Here is a 19656-nt window from a genome sequence, read left to right on the forward strand (position 1 = left end):
CCTGCACAAAGACGGGCCGCTCTCTTGGAGCCTGACAATGATCGAATTCACGGTAAACGGCGAACGACGCGAGCTGGCAGAGACATCGCCCTCCATGCCCTTGTTATGGGTGCTGCGTGACCACTTGAAACTCACCGGCACCAAGTTCGGTTGCGGCATGGGCCTGTGCGGTGCCTGCACCGTACACCTGGACGGCGTCGCGGTGCGCTCCTGCCAACTGCCGGTCGCCGCCGTGGCGGGGCACAGCATCACCACCATCGAAGGCTTGTCGCCGACTGAGCAGCATCCGCTGCAACTGGCCTGGGTTGCCGAAGATGTGCCGCAATGCGGTTACTGTCAATCGGGTCAGATCATGTCCGCCGCCGCGTTGCTCAACACTGGTGCCGTGGTGACCGACGATTCGATCCGCAATGCCATGTCCGGCAACCTGTGCCGCTGCGGCACTTACGGGCGGATCAACAAAGCGATCAAGCGCGCGGCCAACGCGCCGAAGGAGGCGTGATGACGATCTCCCCGATGGATGTTTCGCGACGGGTGTTTCTCAAGCAAACCGCGACTGTTGCTTCCGGCCTGGCCATTGCCTTTTACCTGCCTTCGAGCCTTGCCGCGACTGACCCGAAAGCCCCGGCACCTGCCGGTGAATTCGAACCCAACGCCTGGGTGCGTATCCTGCCCGACGGCACGGTAAAGCTGGTGGTGCATAAACACGATTCCGGCACTGGAACACACACGGCCCTGGCCGCCTGCGTGGCCGAGGAACTGGACGTCAATCCGATGACCGTGCAGGTGATCTCGCCGGAAGATCCGTTCTTCGAAACCTACATTCACCCGATCTGGAAAGTCTTCTCCACCGGCGGCAGCACCAGCGTCTCGCTGGAATACGACCGCCTGCGCATGGCCGGTGCCACGGCCCGGGCGTTGCTGGTCACGGCGGCTGCCAAACAGTGGAAAGTCAGCCCCGACAGTTGCATCACTGAAGAAGGCCGCGTGGTTCATGGGGCGAGCAAGCGCAGCCTCGGTTATGGCGAACTGGTGGGTGTCGCCGCGCATCTGCCGGCACCGGCCAAGGTCACACTCAAGGACCCGGCGCAGTTCAGGTACATCGGCAAGCTGCGGCACAAGCGCGATGCCCAGGCCAAGGTCTGCGGGCGCTTCAAATACAGCATTGACGTGGTGTTGCCGGAGATGCTGGTGGCGGTGATTCAACGCACTCCCGTGCTGGGGGCGACCGTTGTGTCGGTGGACAGCGCGGTTGCACTGCAGGTGCCGGGCGTGCGTAAGGTGATCAAGGTGCCGGGGCGTCCCGATGTCCTCGGCGGTAACGTCGAAGGCGTGGCGGTATTGGCGGATAGTTACTGGGCCGCGCATCAGGGGCGCGAATTGCTCAAGGTGCAGTGGAGCGACTCGCCGCTGGCGGGTTTCGACAGTGATGAACTGGCCAAGGCCCAGGTAGCGGCGCTGGCGGACAAAGGCGCGCAACGGGTGTCCGCGATGGCTGCGGGTGATGTGAACGCACAATGGCCGAATGCGGCAAAGCTGCTCGAAGCCGATTACCGCATGCCCTACAAGGTGCAGAACCCGCTTGAGCCAATCTGCATCACCGCGCAGGTCAAGGACAACGCCATCACCTATTGGGGCGGGGTGCAGGTGCCTTCGTCGGCGCTGGAAGCGGCGCAAGTCATATGCAAGTTCACCAAGGACAAAGTCACCATCAACGAACGGGTGTCCGGCGGCAGCTTCGGAGCGCGGGAGGCCAAGTATTGGTTGTTCGAAGTGGCCTACCTGGCGCAGCAAGCCAGGGTGCCGGTGAAACTGATGAACAGCCGCGAAGACGAAATGCGTTCATTGTTCATGCACCCGGCCACGCTGCACCGGGCCAAAGGTGCGCTGGATGCGCAGGGTCGCTTGACCGCGCTGCAGCTCGACGCGGTGTCGCCGGCCTCGCCGGAGCAGTGGGAGCCGGGCTATTTCGAGCGCCCCGACAAAATGGACTACAGCACCACCGAAGCCATCACCGCTTGGGATTTCGCCTATCGCCCGGCCAACCTCGACCTGACATGGGTCAGGCACGAGAGCCAGGTGCCCAGTGGCTGGTATCGCTCGGTGAGCTTCATCCCCAATGTGTTCGCCGTGGAAAGCTTCATGGATGAACTGGCCCATGGCGCCGGGCAAGACCCGTTGGCTTTTCGCCTGGCCAACATGCAGGACCGGCCACGGCATGTCGCTGTTTTGAAAAGCGCTGCCGAGCGTGCCGGCTGGGCGCAGCCGCTGCCCGAAGGCACGGCGCTGGGAATCGCCACGAATCAGGGTTACACCAGCTTCATTGCGGTGGTTGCGCGCCTGTCGAAAAAGGATGGCGTGATCAAGGTCGAGAAGCTCACCTGCGTGGTCGATTGCGGCCTGGCGGTGTCGCCCGGCGGCGTTGAAGAGCAGATCTACGGCGGCTTGATGTGGGGGCTCGGCCACGCGTTGTTCGATCGGATGGACATCAAGCAAGGCAGGGTGGTGCAGAGCAACTTCCATGATTACCGGGTGACGCGCATGTCGGACATGCCGGCGGTGGACATCCTGCTGGTCGACGGCGATCCGGCCAAGCCCGGTGGTGTCGGTGAGCTGGGCAGCCCGTCGGTGGCCCCGGCTATTGCCAATGCCCTGTTCAGCCTGACCGGCGTGCGCCAGCGCTCTACACCGCTGAACCTGGGATAACGGGCATGGACTTGCGCTTGCTGAGGTACTTCATGGCCCTGGCTGAAGAGCTGCATTTCGGCCGGGCCGCCACCCGCTTGCATATCTGCCAGCCACCCCTGAGCCAGCAGATCCGTCTGCTGGAGGAGGAATTGGGCACGCCATTGTTCGAGCGCAGCCATCACCGGGTCGAGTTGACCGCCGCCGGGCAGATGCTCAAGGAACAGGCGCCGCTGGTGTTCGAACAACTCAACCGCGCGCTGGACCTGACGCGCCAGACCGGCCGTGGCCAGTTGGGCGAACTGGAAATCGGCATGATCAGCTCAGTGATGGTCGGGGTGCTGCCACGGGCTTTGCACCTGTTTCGCGAGCGTTATCCGCAAGTAAACTGGCGCCTGCATGAGATGACTCCGGCGGCGCAGGTCAAGGCGCTCAAGGAAAAGCGCATCGACGCCTGTGTGTTCCGGGTCGGCTATGACGACCCGCAGTTGCGCAATGAACTGCTGATCTACGAGCCGATCCGGGTGGTTATGCCGGTCGATCATCCGTTGGCAAAGCGTGAAACCCTGGCGCCGTCGGATCTGGCTCAGGAGCCATTCGTCGCCCTGGAGTTGAAGCAATCGCGGTTCGCCGATTTTCTCTTCCAGTGCTGCATCCAGGCCGGGTTCACCCCGCAGATCCGCCAGCAGGTGATCGAGGTGCAAACCTTGCTCAGCCTGGTGCGGGCAGGTTTCGGCGTGGCGTTGCTGCCGGCATCCATCGAGCAATTGGCGCCGGCGGGCCTGGTGTTCCGGCGCCTGACCCCGGCGTTGCCGGAGGTGCCGCTGTACGCCACGTACCGCGCGGACGATGATTCGCCGGTGCTCAAGCTGTTTCTCGATACGTTGCGCGAACTGGTGTTGCAAAACTCCAACTGAACACTAATTCCTGTGGGAGCGGGCAAGCCCGCTCCCACAGGGTTCGTTGCACTAACCTTAAGCTCGAAGGTCGTACTCTTCACAGGGTCACCATACTTGTGGGGTCGCAATGAGCCAGGACGTCCTGACCACCGAAACCAATCGTCGCCAGTTGCAGCAGATCATCGCCGGGCTGTCCGACGGGGTGATCCTGCTCGATCCCGACCAGACCATTCGCTGGGCCAATGAGGCTGCCCTGGCCATGCACGGCGTCTCGCAGGTCAGCGATCTGGGGCCCGATGCCAAGGCCTACGCCAAGCGCTTCGTCCTGCGCTATCGCAACAATCACCTGGTGCCGGTCGACAGCTATCCAATCAACCGTGTGGCCCGTGGCGAGACGTTTAGTGACGTGCTGGTGGTGGTGGCATCGGCGGCCGATGAAGAAGAGCACAACTGGGTCCATCGCGTGCGCAGCCTGGTACTGGCCGACAGCCAGGGCGAACCAGAGTCGTTGGTGCTGATCATGGACGATGTCACCGAGTGGGCCAGCGCCGAGCAGCGCTTCGAGAAAACCTTCGCTGCCAACCCCGCGCCAGCGGTGATCTGTCGCCTCAGTGATCTGCGCTACATCAAGGTCAATCCCGGCTTCCTTGAAATGACCGGCTACTCCCGCGATCAGGTGATCGGCACATCCACCTACGAACTGGATGTACTGGAGCAAGCCGAAAACAAGGCATTGGCCAAGCAATGTTTGCGCGAAGGGGGGACCATCGCGCAGATGCAGGCCGAATTGCGGCTACCGGATGGCGGCAGCAAGCAGGTCATCGTCGCCGGCCAGCCGCTGGAACTCAACGATGAGGCCTGCATGCTGTTTTCCTTCGTCGACATGGAGCCTCGACACAAGGCCGAAGTGGCTCTGCGCCAAAGCGAAGAACGCTTTGCCAAGGCGTTTCGGCTGTCTCCGGTGCCAATACTGGTGTGTGGCGCGGGTGACCAGGTGGTGCTGGACGTCAACGAGGCGTTCCTCGATACGCTCGGTTATCCGGGTGAAGAGGTGCTGGGCGAGAACATCGCGCAGATCGATTTCATCGACGACAAGGGCGCACGCACTCGGTTGTTCGCCGCATTGGAGAAAACCGGCAGCCTGGATCGCATCGACGTGCGCCTGCGCAGGAAAGACGCCGGGCTGATCGATTGCGCGGTGTCGGCGGACACCGTGAACATTCAGGGCATCCCCTGTTATCTGCTGGTGCTGATGGACATCACCGAGCGCAAGCGCACCGAGCTGGAACTGGTGTCGGCCATCGAGGAGGTGATGAAGGACGCCTCATGGTTCAGCCGCACGCTGATTGAAAAACTGGCCAACGTGAAGCGCTTCAACTCACCGGAACTGCCCGGTGTGTCCTTCGCCGACCTGACCGCCCGGGAGCGCGATGTGCTGGGGCTGATCTGCGAAGGCCGGGCCGACAAGGAAATCGCCGCGCGCCTGAAGCTGGCGCCGAACACGGTGCGCAACCATGTGGCGACGGTGTATTCCAAGCTCGGTGTGCACAGCCGCAGCGAGGCGATTGTCTGGGCGAGGGAGCGGGGACTGTTCTCCAGTGAATGGCGACCCAGGGGGTAGCGTTAAGGTGCAAATGCACTAGAACGCAGGGTGCAAATTCATGTGTCGACCCGGTGTGGTGGTTTTTAGGCTGAGGAGGTGCGGCAGATGGCTTCAAGTCGTCGGCACCGCCTTGGTAAACCGCCAAAAGGAACAGCCTCATGAGCCAGTTACCCGATGCTTCAACCCGCCAGGCCTCGCTGCAATGATTACCCAGGCGCAACTGCGGATGCTGATCGAGCGCAGTTTTTCACCCCTGGCTTGCGAATGCAGTGTCACCGGCGACCATTCGCTGACCGTGAAGCTCTACCACCCGGTGTCGGGCCAGGTGGACCTGGTGGTCAGTGGCCTGCACATGAGCACGTTGCAGACGGCGCAGTCGGTCACTGTATTGATCGAAGAACTGCGTTACGAACTGGACAGTAATTCCTTGCAACGGCCTGATACGGCGATGTAAGAACTGTCAGCTTTTACGGGTGTTGGCCACGGGCTGCGCTATGAGTGATTCGCAGATATTTATTTTTTTTGACAGGTGTATGGACTTTGCGCGCCGGTTTTGTTGTCACAAAAAATGTGTCTATCACTTATCGCGGGTCAACCTATGAAAACTCTTGGGAAACGCGTTATCTCACCCTTGTCGCTGGCATTGTGCGTGGCGATCCTCGGCGGCTGCTCCAGTCCGCCACCCCCGCCTGTGGTCACTCCACCCCCTCCTGAACGCACCTGCCAGGCCATGGATAAAACCGATGTCCTGGGCGATGTACGGGCTGAAGACGGGCAGGTGACCCGAGTCACCACCACGACGCGTTGCGTCACGCAGTAAATCGGGTTTTTACGCTGTGGGAGCGAGCAGGCTCGCTCCCACAGGGATTTGTGCTGTTCAGACGATCAGGACAGGAAACCGCCATCCACATTCAGCGAAACGCCGGTGGTGTAGCTGGAAGCATCGCTGGCCAGGTACAACACTGCGCCGGCCATTTCGCTCGGGTCGGCCACGCGCTTGAGCGGGATCTGCTGCAGCGCGGTGTTCAGGATGGCTTCGTTTTTCACCAGTGCCGAGGCGAACTTGGTGTCGGTCAGGCCCGGCAGCAAGGCATTGCAGCGAATCCCGAACTGCGCGCATTCCTTGGCGAACACCTTGGTCATGTTGATCACCGCCGCCTTGGTCACCGAGTAGATGCCCTGGAAGATGCCCGGTGAAACGCCGTTGATCGAGGCCACGTTGATGATGCTGCCGCCGCCGTTTTCGCGCATCAACTTGCCGGCTTCGACGGACATGAAGAAGTAGCCGCGGATGTTCACGTCGACGGTTTTCTGGAAGGCGCCGAGGTCGGTGTCCAGCACGTTGCAGAACTGCGGGTTGGTCGCGGCGTTGTTGACCAGGATGTCCAGGCGGCCGAACTGTTCCTTGATGCCGGCGAAGACCTGGCTGATCTGTTCCATTTCGCCGATATGGCAGGCAACGGCGGTGGCCTTGCCGCCGGCGGCGATGATCGCGTCGGCGACGTGCTGGCAGCCTTCGAGCTTGCGGCTCGACACGATCACGTGGGCGCCTTGCTGGGCCAGCAGTTTGGCGATGGCTTCACCGATGCCACGGCTGGCGCCGGAGACGAAAGCGATCTTGCCATCGAGGTCGAACAACTGAGTCTTGGACATGGGATTCCCTTGTTATTAAGCCTTGTGATGAAGCTGATCAGAGGCTGGATTTCGAAATGACCTGCAAGCTCATCTGCTCCAGCAGCTTGTTCATGTGAATGAACTGCGCGAAGCGTTTGTCCTGGGTCTGGCCATGGTAGAAGCGGTAGTAGATCTGCTGCACGATGCCGGCCAGGCGGAACAGGCCGTAGGTGTAGTAGAAGTCGAAATTGTCGATGCGGATGCCCGAGCGCTCGGCATAGTAGTCGACGAATTCGCGGCGGGTCAGCATGCCCGGTGCATGGCTCGGCTGGCGGCGCATCATCTGCACCGGCGCCGGATCATCGGCTTCGATCCAGTAGGCGAGGGTATTGCCCAGGTCCATCAGTGGATCGCCCAGTGTGGTCAGTTCCCAATCGAGCACGCCGATGATCTGCATCGGGTTGTTCGGGTCGAGGATCACGTTGTCGAAGCGGTAGTCGTTGTGCACGATGCTGGAGGTCGGATGGTCGGCCGGCATCTTGTCGTTGAGCCAGGCCTTCACCGTGTCCCATTGTGGCGCATCGGGGGTCAGGGCCTTTTCGTAGCGATCGCTCCAGCCTTTGATTTGGCGCGCCACGTAACCTTCGGGTTTACCCAGGTCACCCAGGCCGTAGGCGTTGTAGTCGACGCGGTGCAGCTCTACGAACTTGTCGATGAAGCTCTTGCACAGGGCTTCGGTTTTCGCCGAGTCCAGGCCCAGTTCCGGCGGCAGGTCTGAGCGCAGGATGATGCCGTTGACCCGTTCCATGACATAGAACTCGGCACCGATCACCGATTCGTCGGTGCAGTGCACGTAGGCTTTCGGGCAGTACGGAAAACCGTCGCGCAGTTGATTGAGGATGCGGAATTCACGGCCCATGTCGTGGGCCGACTTGGCCTTGTGGCCGAAGGGCGGGCGACGCAGGACTAATTCCTGTTCGGGGTATTCCAGCAAGTAGGTGAGGTTTGAAGCGCCGCCCGGAAACTGGCTGATCCGTGGCAAGCCGCTGAGCCCCGGAATATGGGCCTTGAGATACGGATCGATCAGGCTGGCATCGAGCTCTTCGCCGGTGCGGATACGGGTGGACTGGTCGTTAAGCGCCATGCTTATCCCTTCTGCTTATTCTGGAGGCCTTGAACTATTGGCTAATCTAATGCGCACACTGCGCACCTACAACCGCGAACGGCTCTTATAGGTGAGCGTGTTGCCGGCCAATCATTGTTTTTGATACAGCTGTTTGACTCGCCCTCAATGGGCGAGCTGGCTCTCGGCCGACGGTAGTTCGATCGGTGTGAGCACCGGTTGGCCGGAGAAAAATGCCACGAGGTTCTTGCCCACCAGTTCGACTGTGCCCTGGGTGGCTTCCGGGGACAGCCCGGCGACATGGGGAGTGAGGATCACGTTGCTCAGGGTCTTGAGTGCATCCGGCACCTTCGGCTCGGCGTCGAACACATCCAGCGCGGCCCCGGCGATCCGGCGTTGCTCCAGGGCGGCGATCAGGTCGGCCGTGGCAATCACGCTGGCCCGGGCGATGTTGACGATAAACCCGTTGGGGCCCAACGCGTCCAGTACCTGGCGATTGATCAGTTGCCGGGTGCCCACGCCGCCGGGGGTGGCGACGATCAGGAAGTCCGAGGCCCGTGCCAGTTCGGTCGGGGTCGAGCAGAAGGTGTAGGACACATCGCTGCGACGCTGGCGATTGTGGTAGCAAATGTCCATGTCGAAACCGGCGCTGGCGCGTTTGGCAATCGCCATGCCGACCGCGCCGAGGCCGAGGATGCCCAGGCGTTTGCCGGCCAGGGAAGGGCGCATGATCTTCGGCCACTCACCGCGCCGTACGGCGGCGTCACAGCGAGGAATGTCGCGTACCAGCGACAGCAGCAGCGCCATGGCATGGTCGGCGACGGACGAGGCGTTGACCCCGGCGCCATTGGTGACGGTGATGCCCCGGTTCGCTGCGGCCTGCAGGTCGACGTGTTCATAGCCGGCGCCGATCACGCAGATGATCTTGAGGTTGGGCAGGGCGGCGATTTCATCGGCATATAGCCCCAGAGGGCCACGGGTGAGGACGGCGTCGATCTGCCCGGTGTGGCGGGCGATGGCTTCGGCGCGCTCGGTGGGCGTCGGGGCCAGGATCAGGTGAAAGCCCTGATGTTCAAGGATAGGCAGGTAATCATTGATGGTTTCAACCAGTACCAGAACGGTTACGGGCATGCTTGGCTCCCTGGGCATCGAAAAATCGGTTCGAACGTCACTTGAGATTGCTGATTTCAGGGTGGCTTGGCAACCACCAGCGATCGCGGCCCGTGGCAGCTCCTGCGCCGTTGAGGGCACTGCGCTGAGTGTAGGATCTGGCGAAGCCTGCGATCTTTTTATTGCGTGGGGGCGGGCGATTTACTTCGACGGCGTGAGGGCGGCCCGGGCAGCTTCGAGAATTTCATCCGACAGCGGATCGCCGCGGGTGGCCCGGGACAGCATCAGCGCGCCGAACATCAGCGAATACTGCACCAGCGCCTGCTGCCGTTTGCCGGCTTCGTCCTCTGCGTCCAGCAGCGAGCCGAGGGAATCAAGCAGGTTGTTCAGGCCTTGCAGATAGGTTTGGCGCAATCCGCTCTCGGCGGCCTCATGGCACATGTCCCCGGCAAACGCCACCACTGGGCAGCTGTCGCCCGGATTGTCCCGGCTTTCGTTGGACAGGTAGGTTTCGACCACGGCGCGGCGGGCGGCGTCCTTGCTGTCATGCTCGGCCACCCGTCCCAGCCAGCGTTGCGCGGCCTGATCGAAAGCCCGGCCACTGGCCTCTTGCGCCAGGGCTTCCCTGGATTCGAAGTGCCCGTAGAAACCGCCGTGGGTCAGGCCCGCGGCGGCCATCACATCGACCACACTGATCCCGTGCAAGCCGCGTTCACGAAACAGCCGTGTGGCGGCATTGACTATGGTCTCGCGGTTGAGGTCGGCTTGTTTGCGGGAAACTCGGGGCATGGGTCATTCTCGGTTTGCAGGTTGGACATCAGAGGGCGTATTGGGCAACTCCGTTGCCGAATGACCAATTCTCTTTTTTCACTTCCACCAGATTAATGAAAACGTCCTCCAGGCGCACCGCCAGCTCTGCGTTAAGGCTTTCGGCGATGGTTTTGTAGAGGTTTTTTTTCTGCTCCAGGGTTCGCCCTTCGTTGAGGGTGATCTGGATGACGACCAGGTTGTCGCTGCGGTTGATGCCCAGATACTCGGGATCAAAGATGAAATGCTGCTCGTCGTGTTCGGCCAGGATCTGGAAGTTGTCGTGTTCCGGTACGCCAATGGTCTGGCGCATGGCGGCATAGATCAGTTGCCCGATGCGTTTGGCGTGGGTGGGGTCCCGGTGTTTTTTGATGTCGACGCGAACCAGTGGCATGGGAAGACTCCGGAAGGAATGCTGGTCGGTTATAAATACATGATGGTAGACCTTTATCAAGCGCGCATTGCGTTTTGGCGATGACGCGCAGTTGCACCGCAGGTCCTTGTGGGAGCGAGCTTGCTCGCGATGGCTGCGGCACATGCAACCTATTCTCCGACTGATACACCGCTATCGTCGGAACGCCGCCCGGAGCAAGCTCGCTCCCACAGGGGATATCCCACAGAGGATTTTCGTCTATCTGGTACCACCGTTCCTCACCTAAGTCTTTGCTTCTGCTCACTAATCCCCCAGAATGCCGCCCCTGTTTCGGCCGGACGCCGCCTGTCGGGTATTCCGACGCGTCCTGGCCGGGTGGCAAGTGACCGGAATGTGGAGATCCCACCGGATGAATGATCAGGCCAATAGCGTTAACGAACGCTATGTAGAAGCGACACCCGCGACGCTTTCAAGCTGGAATCGCCAGGACACCACCTGGATGCTGGGCCTTTTTGGCACGGCGATTGGTGCCGGAACCCTGTTTTTGCCGATCAACGCAGGCCTGGGCGGCTTCTGGCCGCTGCTGATCCTGGCGTTGCTGGCGTTCCCGATGACGTTCTACGCGCACCGCGGGCTGACCCGGTTCGTGCTGTCCGGTCGCGAAGGCGCCGACATCACTGAGGTGGTGGAAGAGCATTTCGGCATCAAGGCCGGCGCGCTGATCACCTTGCTGTACTTCTTCGCGATTTTCCCGATCCTGCTGATCTATAGCGTGGCCCTGACCAACACGGTCGGCAGCTTCATGGAACATCAACTGCACATCATGCCGCCACCGCGCGCCGTGCTGTCGCTGGTGCTGATCCTCGGCCTGCTGGCGGTGGTGCGTTGTGGTGAGCAGTTGATCGTCAAGGCCATGAGCCTGATGGTCTATCCGTTCATCGTCGCGCTGCTGTTCCTGGCGGTGTACCTGGTTCCCCACTGGAACGGCGGCATACTCACCACCGCGAGCAGCGTGCCGGCGCCGTCGGCGCTGTTGCATACCCTGTGGCTGGCGATTCCGGTGATGGTGTTCTCGTTCAACCACTCGCCGATCATCTCGGCGTTCGCCGTGGACCAGAAGCGTCGCTACGGTGAACACGCCGAGGAGCGCAGCTCGCAGATCCTGTCCCGCGCCCATCTGCTGATGGTGGTGATGGTGCTGTTCTTCGTCTTCAGTTGCGTGCTGACCCTGTCGCCAGCGCAACTGGCTGAAGCCAAGGCGCAGAACCTGTCGATCCTGTCGTACCTGGCCAACCACTTCAGCAATCCGACCATCGCCTTCGCGGCGCCGTTGATTGCCTTCGTGGCCATTTCCAAGTCGTTCCTGGGGCATTACATCGGCGCCAGCGAAGGCCTCAAGGGCCTGATCGTCAAGAGCGGCAAGCGTCCGTCCGCCAAGGCCCTGGACCGTATGACTGCCGCGTTCATGCTGGTGGTGTGCTGGATCGTCGCTACGCTGAACCCGAGCATCCTCGGCATGATCGAAACCCTCGGCGGCCCGGTGATCGCGGCGATCCTGTTCCTGATGCCGATGTACGCCATCCGCAAGGTGCCGGCGATGGCACGCTATCGCGGTCAGGCATCCAACGTCTTCGTGACGGCGGTGGGCCTGGTGGCGATCACGGCGTTGATCTACTCGCTGACCGCATGATCGACCGGCCTGCTCGCGCAGTGCCGGATTGACAGCTACAGTGGCCGCTGCACGTGATACGTGCAGTGGTTTTTTTTCGCCTGGAGGCACTGGATTGTCGAACGCCCCAAAGGCTAATCCCACCGAGCAACCCAACCGCTGGCAGGACCTGTTGGCCGGTTTGTCGATTGCCGGCCTGTTGCTGCCCGAAGCGGTCGCCTATTCAAGCATCGCCGCACTGGCGCCTCAGGCCGGGGTGATCGCCTTGTTTGCCGGGCTGCTGTGTTATGGCCTGTTCGGCACCAGCCGCTTTGCGATTGTCTCGGCCACTTCATCCTCCGCCGCCGTACTGGCTGCGGCGACCGCCACCCTGGCCAATGGCGACCCCGGGCTTCGCTCGACCCTGGCCCTCGGCCTGGTGCTGGTGACCGGGGTGTTTTTTTTGCTGGCCGGGATGTTCAAGCTCGGCGGCGTGACCTCGTTCATTGCCAAGCCGGTACTGCGCGGCTTTGCCTTTGGCCTGGCGCTGACCATCATCCTCAAGCAGGTCGCCAGCGTGGTCGGCGTGCATTTGACCGATGCCAATCTGGTGGGGTTTCTGCCGCAGCTGCTGGAGCAATTGCCGCAATGGAACCGGACCGCAGCGGTGGTCGGTGCCGTGGCGTTGGCCCTGTTATGGCTGTTTGCGCGGTTTCGGCGTTTGCCGGGTGGTTTGTTGGTGGTGGTGATCGGCATTGCGGCAGGACAGTGGCTGGACCTGCCGGCCTATGGCGTGAAGCTGATCGGTGTGATCGACCTGAGCCTGGAGGTGCCGAAGCTGCCGGTGCTGCCGTTTGCCGACTGGCTGCGTCTGGGGGAATTGGCGTTCGCCATGGTGTTGATTCTGTATGCGGAATCCTATGGCTCGATCAGTGCTTATGCGCTCAAGCATGGCGACCGCGTCAACTCGAACCGCGACCTGCTGGCGCTGGGGGCTTCCAACCTGTTGTCCGGCCTGTTCCACGGCATGCCGGCGGGCGCGGGGTATTCGGCGACGTCGGCCAATGAGGCAGCCGGTGCCACTTCGCGCCTGGCCGGTATCGTGGCGGCGCTGGTGGTGCTGGTCATTGTCCTGACGGTGCTGCCTTACATCGCCCTGACCCCGGAACCGATCCTCGCCGCCATCGTCATTCATGCCCTGGGGCGGGGCTTGAGCCTGCAGCCGCTGGGACGCTATTTCATCTGGCGCCGAGACCGCTTGCTGGTGATCTGCGCCGTGGGGGCTGTGTTGCTGCTGGGGGTACTGGACGGTTTGCTGGTGGCGGTGGCGATCAGTGTGTTGCTGATGCTCAAGCAGATGTCGGCGGCGGATATCCAGATCCTGGGGCGCATCGATATCGGGCACGACTTTGTCGACCTGCAGCGCCATCCAACGGCGCAAACGGTGCCGGGCGTGTTGATTGTGCGGCCGGGTGAGGCGTTGTTTTTTGCCAACGTCGAGCGGATTCTTGGCGGTGCCTTGCACTTGATCCGGCATTCGCAAACGCCGGTTCATACGGTGATCCTCAGTCTTGAGGAATCGCCCGATCTGGATGGCACCAGCATTGAGGCGTTGCAGGAGTTTTTTGTGCGGGTGCATCAGGGGGGCAAACAGCTGATTCTGGCGCGCCTGAAAGACGACGCACAAGCGGCGTTGGCGGTGTTGCCGCAGGCGGAGGTTAGTGGGGTGGTGCTGAGTGGGTTGAGTGTGGATGGGGCGGTGCAACAGGCCCTCCAGTTGAATGCATGACCCTCTGTGTGGGCGGTGTTCAAATTGAAGGCATAAAAAAACGCCGCTCATCTCACGATGGGCGGCGTTTTTCATTGCGTTGCTACGTTAGGCTTGAACGACCGGGATGTTGGCGTTCGCAGCAGCTTCACGGAACTCGGCGATCTGGTCGAAGGACAGGTAGCGGTAGACATCGGCCGCCATGCTGTCGATCTTGCCGGCGTATTCCATGTACTCCTCGACGGTCGGCAGGCGACCCAGGATGGAAGCCACGGACGCCAGTTCAGCCGAAGCCAGGTAGACGTTCGCGCCGTCACCCAGACGGTTCGGGAAGTTACGGGTCGAAGTCGACACCACAGTCGAGTTCGGCTCTACACGTGCCTGGTTACCCATGCACAGTGAGCAGCCCGGCATTTCCATGCGCGCGCCAGCCTTGCCGTAGATGCCGTAGTAGCCTTCTTCGGTCAGTTGGTGAGCGTCCATCTTGGTCGGCGGCGACAGCCACAGACGGGTTGGCAGCTGACCCTTGACCTGTTCCAGCAGCTTACCGGCAGCGCGGAAGTGACCGATGTTGGTCATGCACGAACCGATGAACACTTCGTCGATCTTCTCGCCAGCAACGCTGGAGAGCAGGCGGGCGTCGTCCGGGTCGTTTGGCGCGCAGAGCACAGGCTCCTTGATGTCGGCCAGGTCGATCTCGATGATTTCAGCGTATTCGGCGTCTTTGTCCGCTTGCAGCAGCTCAGGGTTGGCCAGCCAGGCTTCCATCGCTTGAGCGCGACGTTCCAGAGTACGTGCATCGCCGTAGCCTTCGCCGATCATCCAGCGCAGCAGGGTGATGTTGGACTGCAGGTATTCGGCAATCGACTCTTTGGACAGCTGGATGGTGCAACCGGCAGCCGAACGTTCAGCCGAGGCGTCAGACAGTTCGAACGCTTGCTCGACGGTCAGCTTAGGCAGACCTTCGATCTCCAGGATGCGACCGGAGAACGCGTTCTTCTTGCCTTTCTTCTCTACGGTCAGCAGGCCAGCCTGGATCGCGTAGTAAGGAATGGCGTGAACCAGGTCACGCAGGGTGACGCCTGGTTGCAGTTCGCCTTTGAAGCGAACCAGGATCGACTCAGGCATGTCCAGCGGCATGACGCCGGTGGCAGCGGCGAACGCAACCAGGCCGGAACCGGCCGGGAACGAGATGCCGATCGGGAAACGGGTGTGGGAGTCACCACCGGTACCGACGGTGTCTGGCAGCAGCATGCGGTTCAGCCACGAGTGGATGATGCCGTCGCCCGGACGCAGGGAAACGCCGCCGCGGGTCATGATGAAGTCAGGCAGGGTGTGGTGGGTGGTCACGTCGATCGGCTTTGGATAAGCCGCGGTGTGGCAGAAGGACTGCATCACCAGGTCGGTCGAGAAGCCCAGGCACGCCAGGTCTTTGAGTTCGTCACGGGTCATTGGACCGGTGGTGTCCTGGGAACCGACGGTGGTCATCTTCGGTTCGCAGTAGGTGCCTGGACGCACACCAGCTACGCCGCACGCCTTGCCGACCATTTTCTGCGCCAGGGTGAAACCCTTGGTGCTTTCAGCCGGAGCTTCAGGCTTCTTGAACAGGGTCGAAGGTGGCAGACCCAGCTCGGTGCGAGCCTTCTCGGTCAGGCCACGGCCGATGATCAGCGGAATACGGCCGCCAGCACGAACTTCGTCCAACAGCACCGGAGTCTTCATTTCGAAGGTGGTCAGGACTTCGTCGGTGCCGTGCTTGCAGACTTTGCCAGCATGCGGGTACAGGTCGATCACGTCGCCCATGTGCATGTTGGAAACGTCGAATTCGATTGGCAGTGCGCCGGCATCTTCCATGGTGTTGTAGAAGATCGGAGCGATTTTGCTGCCGAAGCAGAAACCGCCGGCACGCTTGTTCGGTACGTAAGGAACGTCGTCGCCGAAGAACCACAGTACGGAGTTGGTCGCCGATTTACGCGAAGAACCGGTACCGACCACATCGCCGACGTAGGCGATAGGGAAGCCGGCGTTGCGCATTTCTTCGATCTGCTTCATCGGACCGGTGACGCCTTGTGCGTCAGGCACGATGCCGTCGCGAGCCATTTTCAGCATGGCCAGGGCGTGCAGCGGGATGTCTGGACGGGACCAGGCATCAGGCGCAGGGGACAGGTCGTCGGTGTTGGTTTCGCCGGTGACCTTGAACACGCGCAGGCTGATCTTGTCGGCCAGGGTCGGGCGCTTCACGAACCACTCGCCGTCAGCCCAGGATTGCAGCACGCCTTGGGCGTGAACGTTACCGTTCTTGGCTTTTTCAGCGACGTCGTGGAAGGCGTCGAACATCAGCAGGGTGTGCTTGAGTTCTTCGGCCGCTACTGGAGCCAGTTCGGCGTCGTCCAGCAGGTTAACCAGAGTCACGATGTTGTAGCCGCCCTGCATGGTGCCGAGCAGTTCAACAGCGCGCTTCTTGTCGATCAGGGGGGATTTGGCTTCGCCTTTGGCGATGGCGGACAGGAAGCCGGCCTTTACATAGGCAGCTTCGTCCACTCCAGGCGGAACGCGATTGGTGATCAGGTCAACGAGGAATGCTTCTTCGCCAGCCGGGGGATTTTTCAGCAGCTCGACCAGGCCTGCAGTTTGTTCGGCGTTTAGCGGCTGGGGAACGATACCCAGTGCTGCGCGCTCTTCGATATGTTTGCGGTAGGCTTCAAGCACAGTTATTACCCTCATCAGTGGTCCCAAATGGGTGTCCGGGACGCTCATCCCGAAATTGCCGTACTCATGCGCTGCATGGCGTTGTGAGCCACTTAGCCAGAATTACCGGCAATTCCTTACAGAAGCTGCTTTCAAAGTTTTACGCCTGCAGAACGGGAGCTGATGAGGGTTGGCGTTGGGCTTTTCCCCGCTGGAAAAACCCCTCGCCAACACCGCTCTGAAGGAACGACTGTGCTCGTGACGCTTTGAAAACAGCTTCTAACGGACATTGGCGCCTAAAAAGGCAGGCTGATTCTACGGCAAAAAAAAATTAAAGGTAAGTCAGTGTTTATTGGACTTTGGTGGAGGCGCTCAGCAGAGCCCGATTCTCCATGGGCCCTGAACTTTGAGGGGTGATCAATGGCCGACAAAGGGCTAACATGCGGGCCTGTTCTGCTTTCTCGCGTTTTTGCCTATCTATGCCCAATCAGACCATCAAGACCCCCTGCGTCGGCCTCTGCTCCACCGTTTACGGTGACCTGGTGTGCCGTGGCTGCAAGCGTTTCCACCACGAAGTGATCCACTGGAACGGTTACAACGAGGAAGAAAAGCGCGCGGTATGGCTGCGTCTTGAGCAGTTGCTGTCGCAGGTGATGGCCGCCAAGGTGGAAATTTTCGATCCGGCGCTGCTCAGAATGCAGCTGGAGCAACGCAAGATCCGCTTCGTGCCCCATCAGTCGGAATATTGCTGGGCCTATCAGTTGATTGCGCGAGGCGCGCGGGTGATCAATAACCTGGAAGCCTACGGGATGGTGCTGCTGCCGGAGTTTCGTGAGTGGAACCTGCCGGAATTGCGCGACGCCATTGATCGGGAATTTTTCCTGCTCTCCGAAGCCCATTACCAGCGCTACATTGCGCCGGGGTTCCTGAAAGATGCCTTTGGTGGGTAGCCCTTAAAAGCATCGCGAGCAAGCTCGCTCCCACAGGGGATCTGTATCGTTCACAAATCCTCTGTGGGAGCGAGCTTGCTCGCGATGGCGTCCGGCCAAACAGCAAAGATCTCAATGCTTGTCGGTAATCTCCTCAAGATGATCCGCCACTTCCATCGGCTTGAGCACCAGCACGTCGCTCTCGACCGAATCGAGCACCACTTCCGCCGTATTGCCGATCAGTGCCCCTGATAACCCGCTACGTGCCACGGTACCGATCACTGTCACCGCCGCCTGCAGCTTGTGCACCATGAACGGAATCAACACGTCCGCCGGGCCTTCCTCGATGTGCAGGTGATCATCGTCGATGTCGAATTCCGCCTGGAACGCCTTGCACTGTTCGCGATAGCGCGCCTGGATGGTTTCGCTGAGTTGAAACGTCGGGTCGGCCGCCGAAAGCATGGGCGACGGGTGGGCGCTGATCACGTGCAAGTGGGCCTTGGCCAGGGTGGCGATGTCATAGCCATGATCAATGATGGTGTCGTGCAAGTGGCGGTGTTCGAGGTCGGTGTTGCCGACGTCGACGGCTGCCAGAATCACTTTGTCTTTCCATGAACCGGCGGTTTTCACCAGCAGCACCGGAGTCGGGCAGGACCGCAACAGTTTCCAGTCCTCTGGGGTCAGCAGGGCTTTTTTCAACGGGCTGTCGGGGAAGTGCTGCTTGACCACCAGACCGCAGCCTTCGGCTTGCTGCACATCAATGATGGTTTCGTGCAGGCTCTCGTTCCAGGCCTGCTCGGTGGTGACGACGTAGCCGTCCTCCGTTAATGCGGCCTTGAGCACACCCAGCATGCCACTGTGATCATGCTTGCGGTCGCACACCAGCAGATGCAACTGTGCCTGGGTCACGCTGGCAATCAGTTTGGCCCGTTTGAGCGCCAGGCTTTCCGAGTGCTCGGGTTCGATGACCACCAGAATGCTGCGAATGGCTTGCATGTGCGGGATCTCCTGAAAATAAAAAAGCACGGCGTTGCACAACTATAGTTGCTGTCTGCGATTCGGGGACTTGATGCATATCAACGGTTGGCGACTGGTGGTCTGCGGGCAGGCCGGTATAATCGGCGCCCTTCGTTTTGAACCTATTTTTCCGTGAGCCCCATGATCCTTCCCGAAATTCACGAGTTCCTTGGCTGCCGCACCCCCGACGGCTGGATCCAGGCCGCGCTGGCCGATCAGGAAACCCTGCTGATCGACCACAAGAACTGCGAATTCAAGGCCGCCAGCACCGCGTTGAGCCTGATCGCCAAGTATCACTCCCACGTCGATCTGATCAACATGATGTCGCGCCTGGCCCGGGAAGAGCTGGTGCACCACGAACAGGTCATGCGCCTGATGAAACGGCGCAAGATCGAACTGCGCCAGTTGTCCGCGGGGCGCTATGCATCGGGGCTGCGCAAGGTGGTACGCAGTCACGAGCCGGTGAAACTGGTGGACACCCTGGTGGTGGGGGCGTTCATCGAGGCTCGCAGTTGCGAGCGTTTCGAAGCCCTGGTGCCGCATCTGGACGAAGAACTGGGCAAGTTCTACTTCGGTCTGCTCAAGAGCGAGGCCCGGCATTTCCAGGGTTACCTGAAACTGGCCTACCAGTACGGCGACGCCAAGGACATCGCCCAGGTGATCGACAAGGTTTGCGCCGCCGAGCAGGAACTGATCGAGTCGCCGGACGTGGAATTCCGTTTTCATAGTGGTGTGCCGGCGGCGGCCTGATTATTCGGTGTTGTTCTGGCGGACGCCTTCGCGAGCAAGTCGAAGGGGCCATCAGCAACGCAGACCCAAGCGTTCATGCCACTGCGCGATGGACTCTTCGGGGTACAGATCGAACTGTAGATCTCCAGGCTGCGCCTGGACCTCTACCCACGGCGCCTTCGAACCCAGCATCAGGTGCGTGTGTTCCGGCGGCACCGGCAACGGCGTATCGATGGCCGAGGCGAACGGGTGAATCAACTCCGGCCACTGCGGACTGAACAACCACAGGCCCGAGCCGCAGACCGAGCAGAAATGCCGCTCGGCGGTGCTGCTGTGGGCGCGCTTGTCGCCTTCTTCCTTGAGTCGCGCATGGTAAATCGCGATGTGTTTGCGTCCGCGAACCTTGAGGCTGGGGGCATCGCCACCGAGGTTGATCGCATAACCGCCGCCGCCCTGGGTCTTGCGGCAGATCGAGCAGTAGCAGCGCTGGTAAGGGTAGGGGTGGACGCTGGTCAAACTGAACGACACCGCGCCGCAATGGCAGGAACCTTCGAGTTGCATGGGAGCCTCCGGCTGTCTGGAACGTACCCCGGACAGCCTAGACCGTCAGGGCTACTCGACCGGCACCAGGATCGCGTCGCCGGTCGCCACCAGTTTCAGTTG

Annotated in this window: 18 protein-coding genes; 10 read left to right on the forward strand and 8 right to left on the reverse strand. The window is 61.0% G+C overall.

Translation table 11 applies throughout. The features are described from left to right. Positions 1 to 37 precede the first annotated feature (37 nt). From ACM6IT_RS23795 to ACM6IT_RS23820, 6 genes are all read left to right on the forward strand, one after another. Positions 38 to 502 (forward strand): (2Fe-2S)-binding protein, encoded by a 465-nt coding sequence (locus ACM6IT_RS23795; protein ID WP_056727731.1) that lies wholly within the window; start codon positions 38 to 40, stop codon positions 500 to 502. Then, the gene (locus ACM6IT_RS23800) at positions 502 to 2706 is read left to right on the forward strand and encodes a molybdopterin cofactor-binding domain-containing protein (RefSeq protein ID WP_414918802.1); all 2205 of its coding nucleotides are present in this window, start codon (positions 502 to 504) and stop codon (positions 2704 to 2706) included. Before ACM6IT_RS23795 ends, ACM6IT_RS23800 begins: the two co-directional genes overlap by 1 nt. Positions 2707 to 2711: 5 nt before the next feature. After that, positions 2712 to 3602, forward strand: coding sequence for a LysR substrate-binding domain-containing protein (locus tag ACM6IT_RS23805; RefSeq protein ID WP_056727727.1), 891 nt, complete (start codon positions 2712 to 2714; stop codon positions 3600 to 3602). Between the two features lie 109 nt (positions 3603 to 3711). Continuing rightward, positions 3712 to 5205 (forward strand): helix-turn-helix transcriptional regulator, encoded by a 1494-nt coding sequence (locus ACM6IT_RS23810; RefSeq protein WP_414918803.1) that lies wholly within the window; start codon positions 3712 to 3714, stop codon positions 5203 to 5205. A gap of 184 nt (positions 5206 to 5389) precedes the next feature. After that, entirely contained in the window at positions 5390 to 5641 is a 252-nt protein-coding gene (locus ACM6IT_RS23815) for a DUF1652 domain-containing protein (RefSeq protein WP_056727723.1), read from the forward strand. A 144-nt stretch (positions 5642 to 5785) separates the two neighbouring features. Continuing rightward, complete coding sequence (locus ACM6IT_RS23820; protein WP_156385868.1) at positions 5786 to 6007, forward strand: hypothetical protein; 222 nt, start codon at positions 5786 to 5788, stop codon at positions 6005 to 6007. A gap of 65 nt (positions 6008 to 6072) precedes the next feature. Here the strand turns inward: ACM6IT_RS23820 and ACM6IT_RS23825 are convergent, their stop codons facing one another. The 5 genes from ACM6IT_RS23825 to ACM6IT_RS23845 all read right to left on the reverse strand — a co-directional run bounded on the left by ACM6IT_RS23825 (position 6073) and on the right by ACM6IT_RS23845 (position 10235). Next, positions 6073 to 6840: an SDR family oxidoreductase gene (locus ACM6IT_RS23825; protein WP_095059930.1), complete on the reverse strand. Its 768-nt coding sequence runs from the start codon at positions 6838 to 6840 to the stop codon at positions 6073 to 6075. A 37-nt stretch (positions 6841 to 6877) separates the two neighbouring features. Further along, entirely contained in the window at positions 6878 to 7945 is a 1068-nt protein-coding gene (locus ACM6IT_RS23830) for a phosphotransferase family protein (RefSeq protein WP_414918804.1), read from the reverse strand. 144 nt (positions 7946 to 8089) lie between these two features. Continuing rightward, positions 8090 to 9055 carry a 2-hydroxyacid dehydrogenase gene (locus ACM6IT_RS23835; protein WP_056727718.1) on the reverse strand — a complete coding sequence of 322 codons (966 nt, stop codon included), beginning with the start codon at positions 9053 to 9055 and terminating at the stop codon, positions 8090 to 8092. Positions 9056 to 9235: 180 nt separating this feature from the next. After that, positions 9236 to 9823, reverse strand: a complete 588-nt coding sequence (locus ACM6IT_RS23840) for a TetR/AcrR family transcriptional regulator (protein ID WP_414918805.1) — start codon at positions 9821 to 9823, stop codon at positions 9236 to 9238. A gap of 28 nt (positions 9824 to 9851) precedes the next feature. Next, on the reverse strand, positions 9852 to 10235 hold the full coding sequence (locus ACM6IT_RS23845) for a tautomerase family protein (protein WP_056727714.1): 384 nt from the start codon (positions 10233 to 10235) through the stop codon (positions 9852 to 9854). 388 nt (positions 10236 to 10623) lie between these two features. Between ACM6IT_RS23845 and ACM6IT_RS23850 the strand changes: the two genes are divergently transcribed. Both ACM6IT_RS23850 and ACM6IT_RS23855 read left to right on the forward strand, forming a co-directional pair. Next, positions 10624 to 11904: a serine/threonine transporter gene (locus tag ACM6IT_RS23850; RefSeq protein WP_056727712.1), complete on the forward strand. Its 1281-nt coding sequence runs from the start codon at positions 10624 to 10626 to the stop codon at positions 11902 to 11904. 94 nt (positions 11905 to 11998) lie between these two features. Further along, positions 11999 to 13651: a SulP family inorganic anion transporter gene (locus ACM6IT_RS23855; RefSeq protein ID WP_414918806.1), complete on the forward strand. Its 1653-nt coding sequence runs from the start codon at positions 11999 to 12001 to the stop codon at positions 13649 to 13651. Positions 13652 to 13738: 87 nt separating this feature from the next. Here the strand turns inward: ACM6IT_RS23855 and acnB are convergent, their stop codons facing one another. Next, complete coding sequence (gene acnB / locus ACM6IT_RS23860) at positions 13739 to 16339, reverse strand: bifunctional aconitate hydratase 2/2-methylisocitrate dehydratase (RefSeq protein ID WP_056727708.1); 2601 nt, start codon at positions 16337 to 16339, stop codon at positions 13739 to 13741. Between the two features lie 458 nt (positions 16340 to 16797). Between acnB and ACM6IT_RS23865 the strand changes: the two genes are divergently transcribed. Next, positions 16798 to 17268, forward strand: a complete 471-nt coding sequence (locus ACM6IT_RS23865; RefSeq protein WP_056727706.1) for a DUF1289 domain-containing protein — start codon at positions 16798 to 16800, stop codon at positions 17266 to 17268. A 111-nt stretch (positions 17269 to 17379) separates the two neighbouring features. On the opposite strand, the gene ACM6IT_RS23870 is transcribed toward ACM6IT_RS23865, so the two are convergent. Continuing rightward, the gene (locus ACM6IT_RS23870) at positions 17380 to 18243 is read right to left on the reverse strand and encodes a universal stress protein (RefSeq protein WP_056727703.1); all 864 of its coding nucleotides are present in this window, start codon (positions 18241 to 18243) and stop codon (positions 17380 to 17382) included. A gap of 162 nt (positions 18244 to 18405) precedes the next feature. On the opposite strand from ACM6IT_RS23870, the gene ACM6IT_RS23875 reads away from it, so the two are divergent. Continuing rightward, positions 18406 to 19014, forward strand: coding sequence for a tRNA-(ms[2]io[6]A)-hydroxylase (locus ACM6IT_RS23875; protein ID WP_414918807.1), 609 nt, complete (start codon positions 18406 to 18408; stop codon positions 19012 to 19014). 51 nt (positions 19015 to 19065) lie between these two features. On the opposite strand, the gene ACM6IT_RS23880 is transcribed toward ACM6IT_RS23875, so the two are convergent. After that, on the reverse strand, positions 19066 to 19554 hold the full coding sequence (locus ACM6IT_RS23880) for a GFA family protein (protein WP_414918808.1): 489 nt from the start codon (positions 19552 to 19554) through the stop codon (positions 19066 to 19068). Between the last annotated feature and the right edge of the window lie 102 nt (positions 19555 to 19656).

This window comes from Pseudomonas sp. IT-P4 (assembly GCF_949767755.1).
Taxonomy (GTDB): Bacteria; Pseudomonadota; Gammaproteobacteria; order Pseudomonadales; family Pseudomonadaceae; genus Aquipseudomonas; species Aquipseudomonas monachiensis.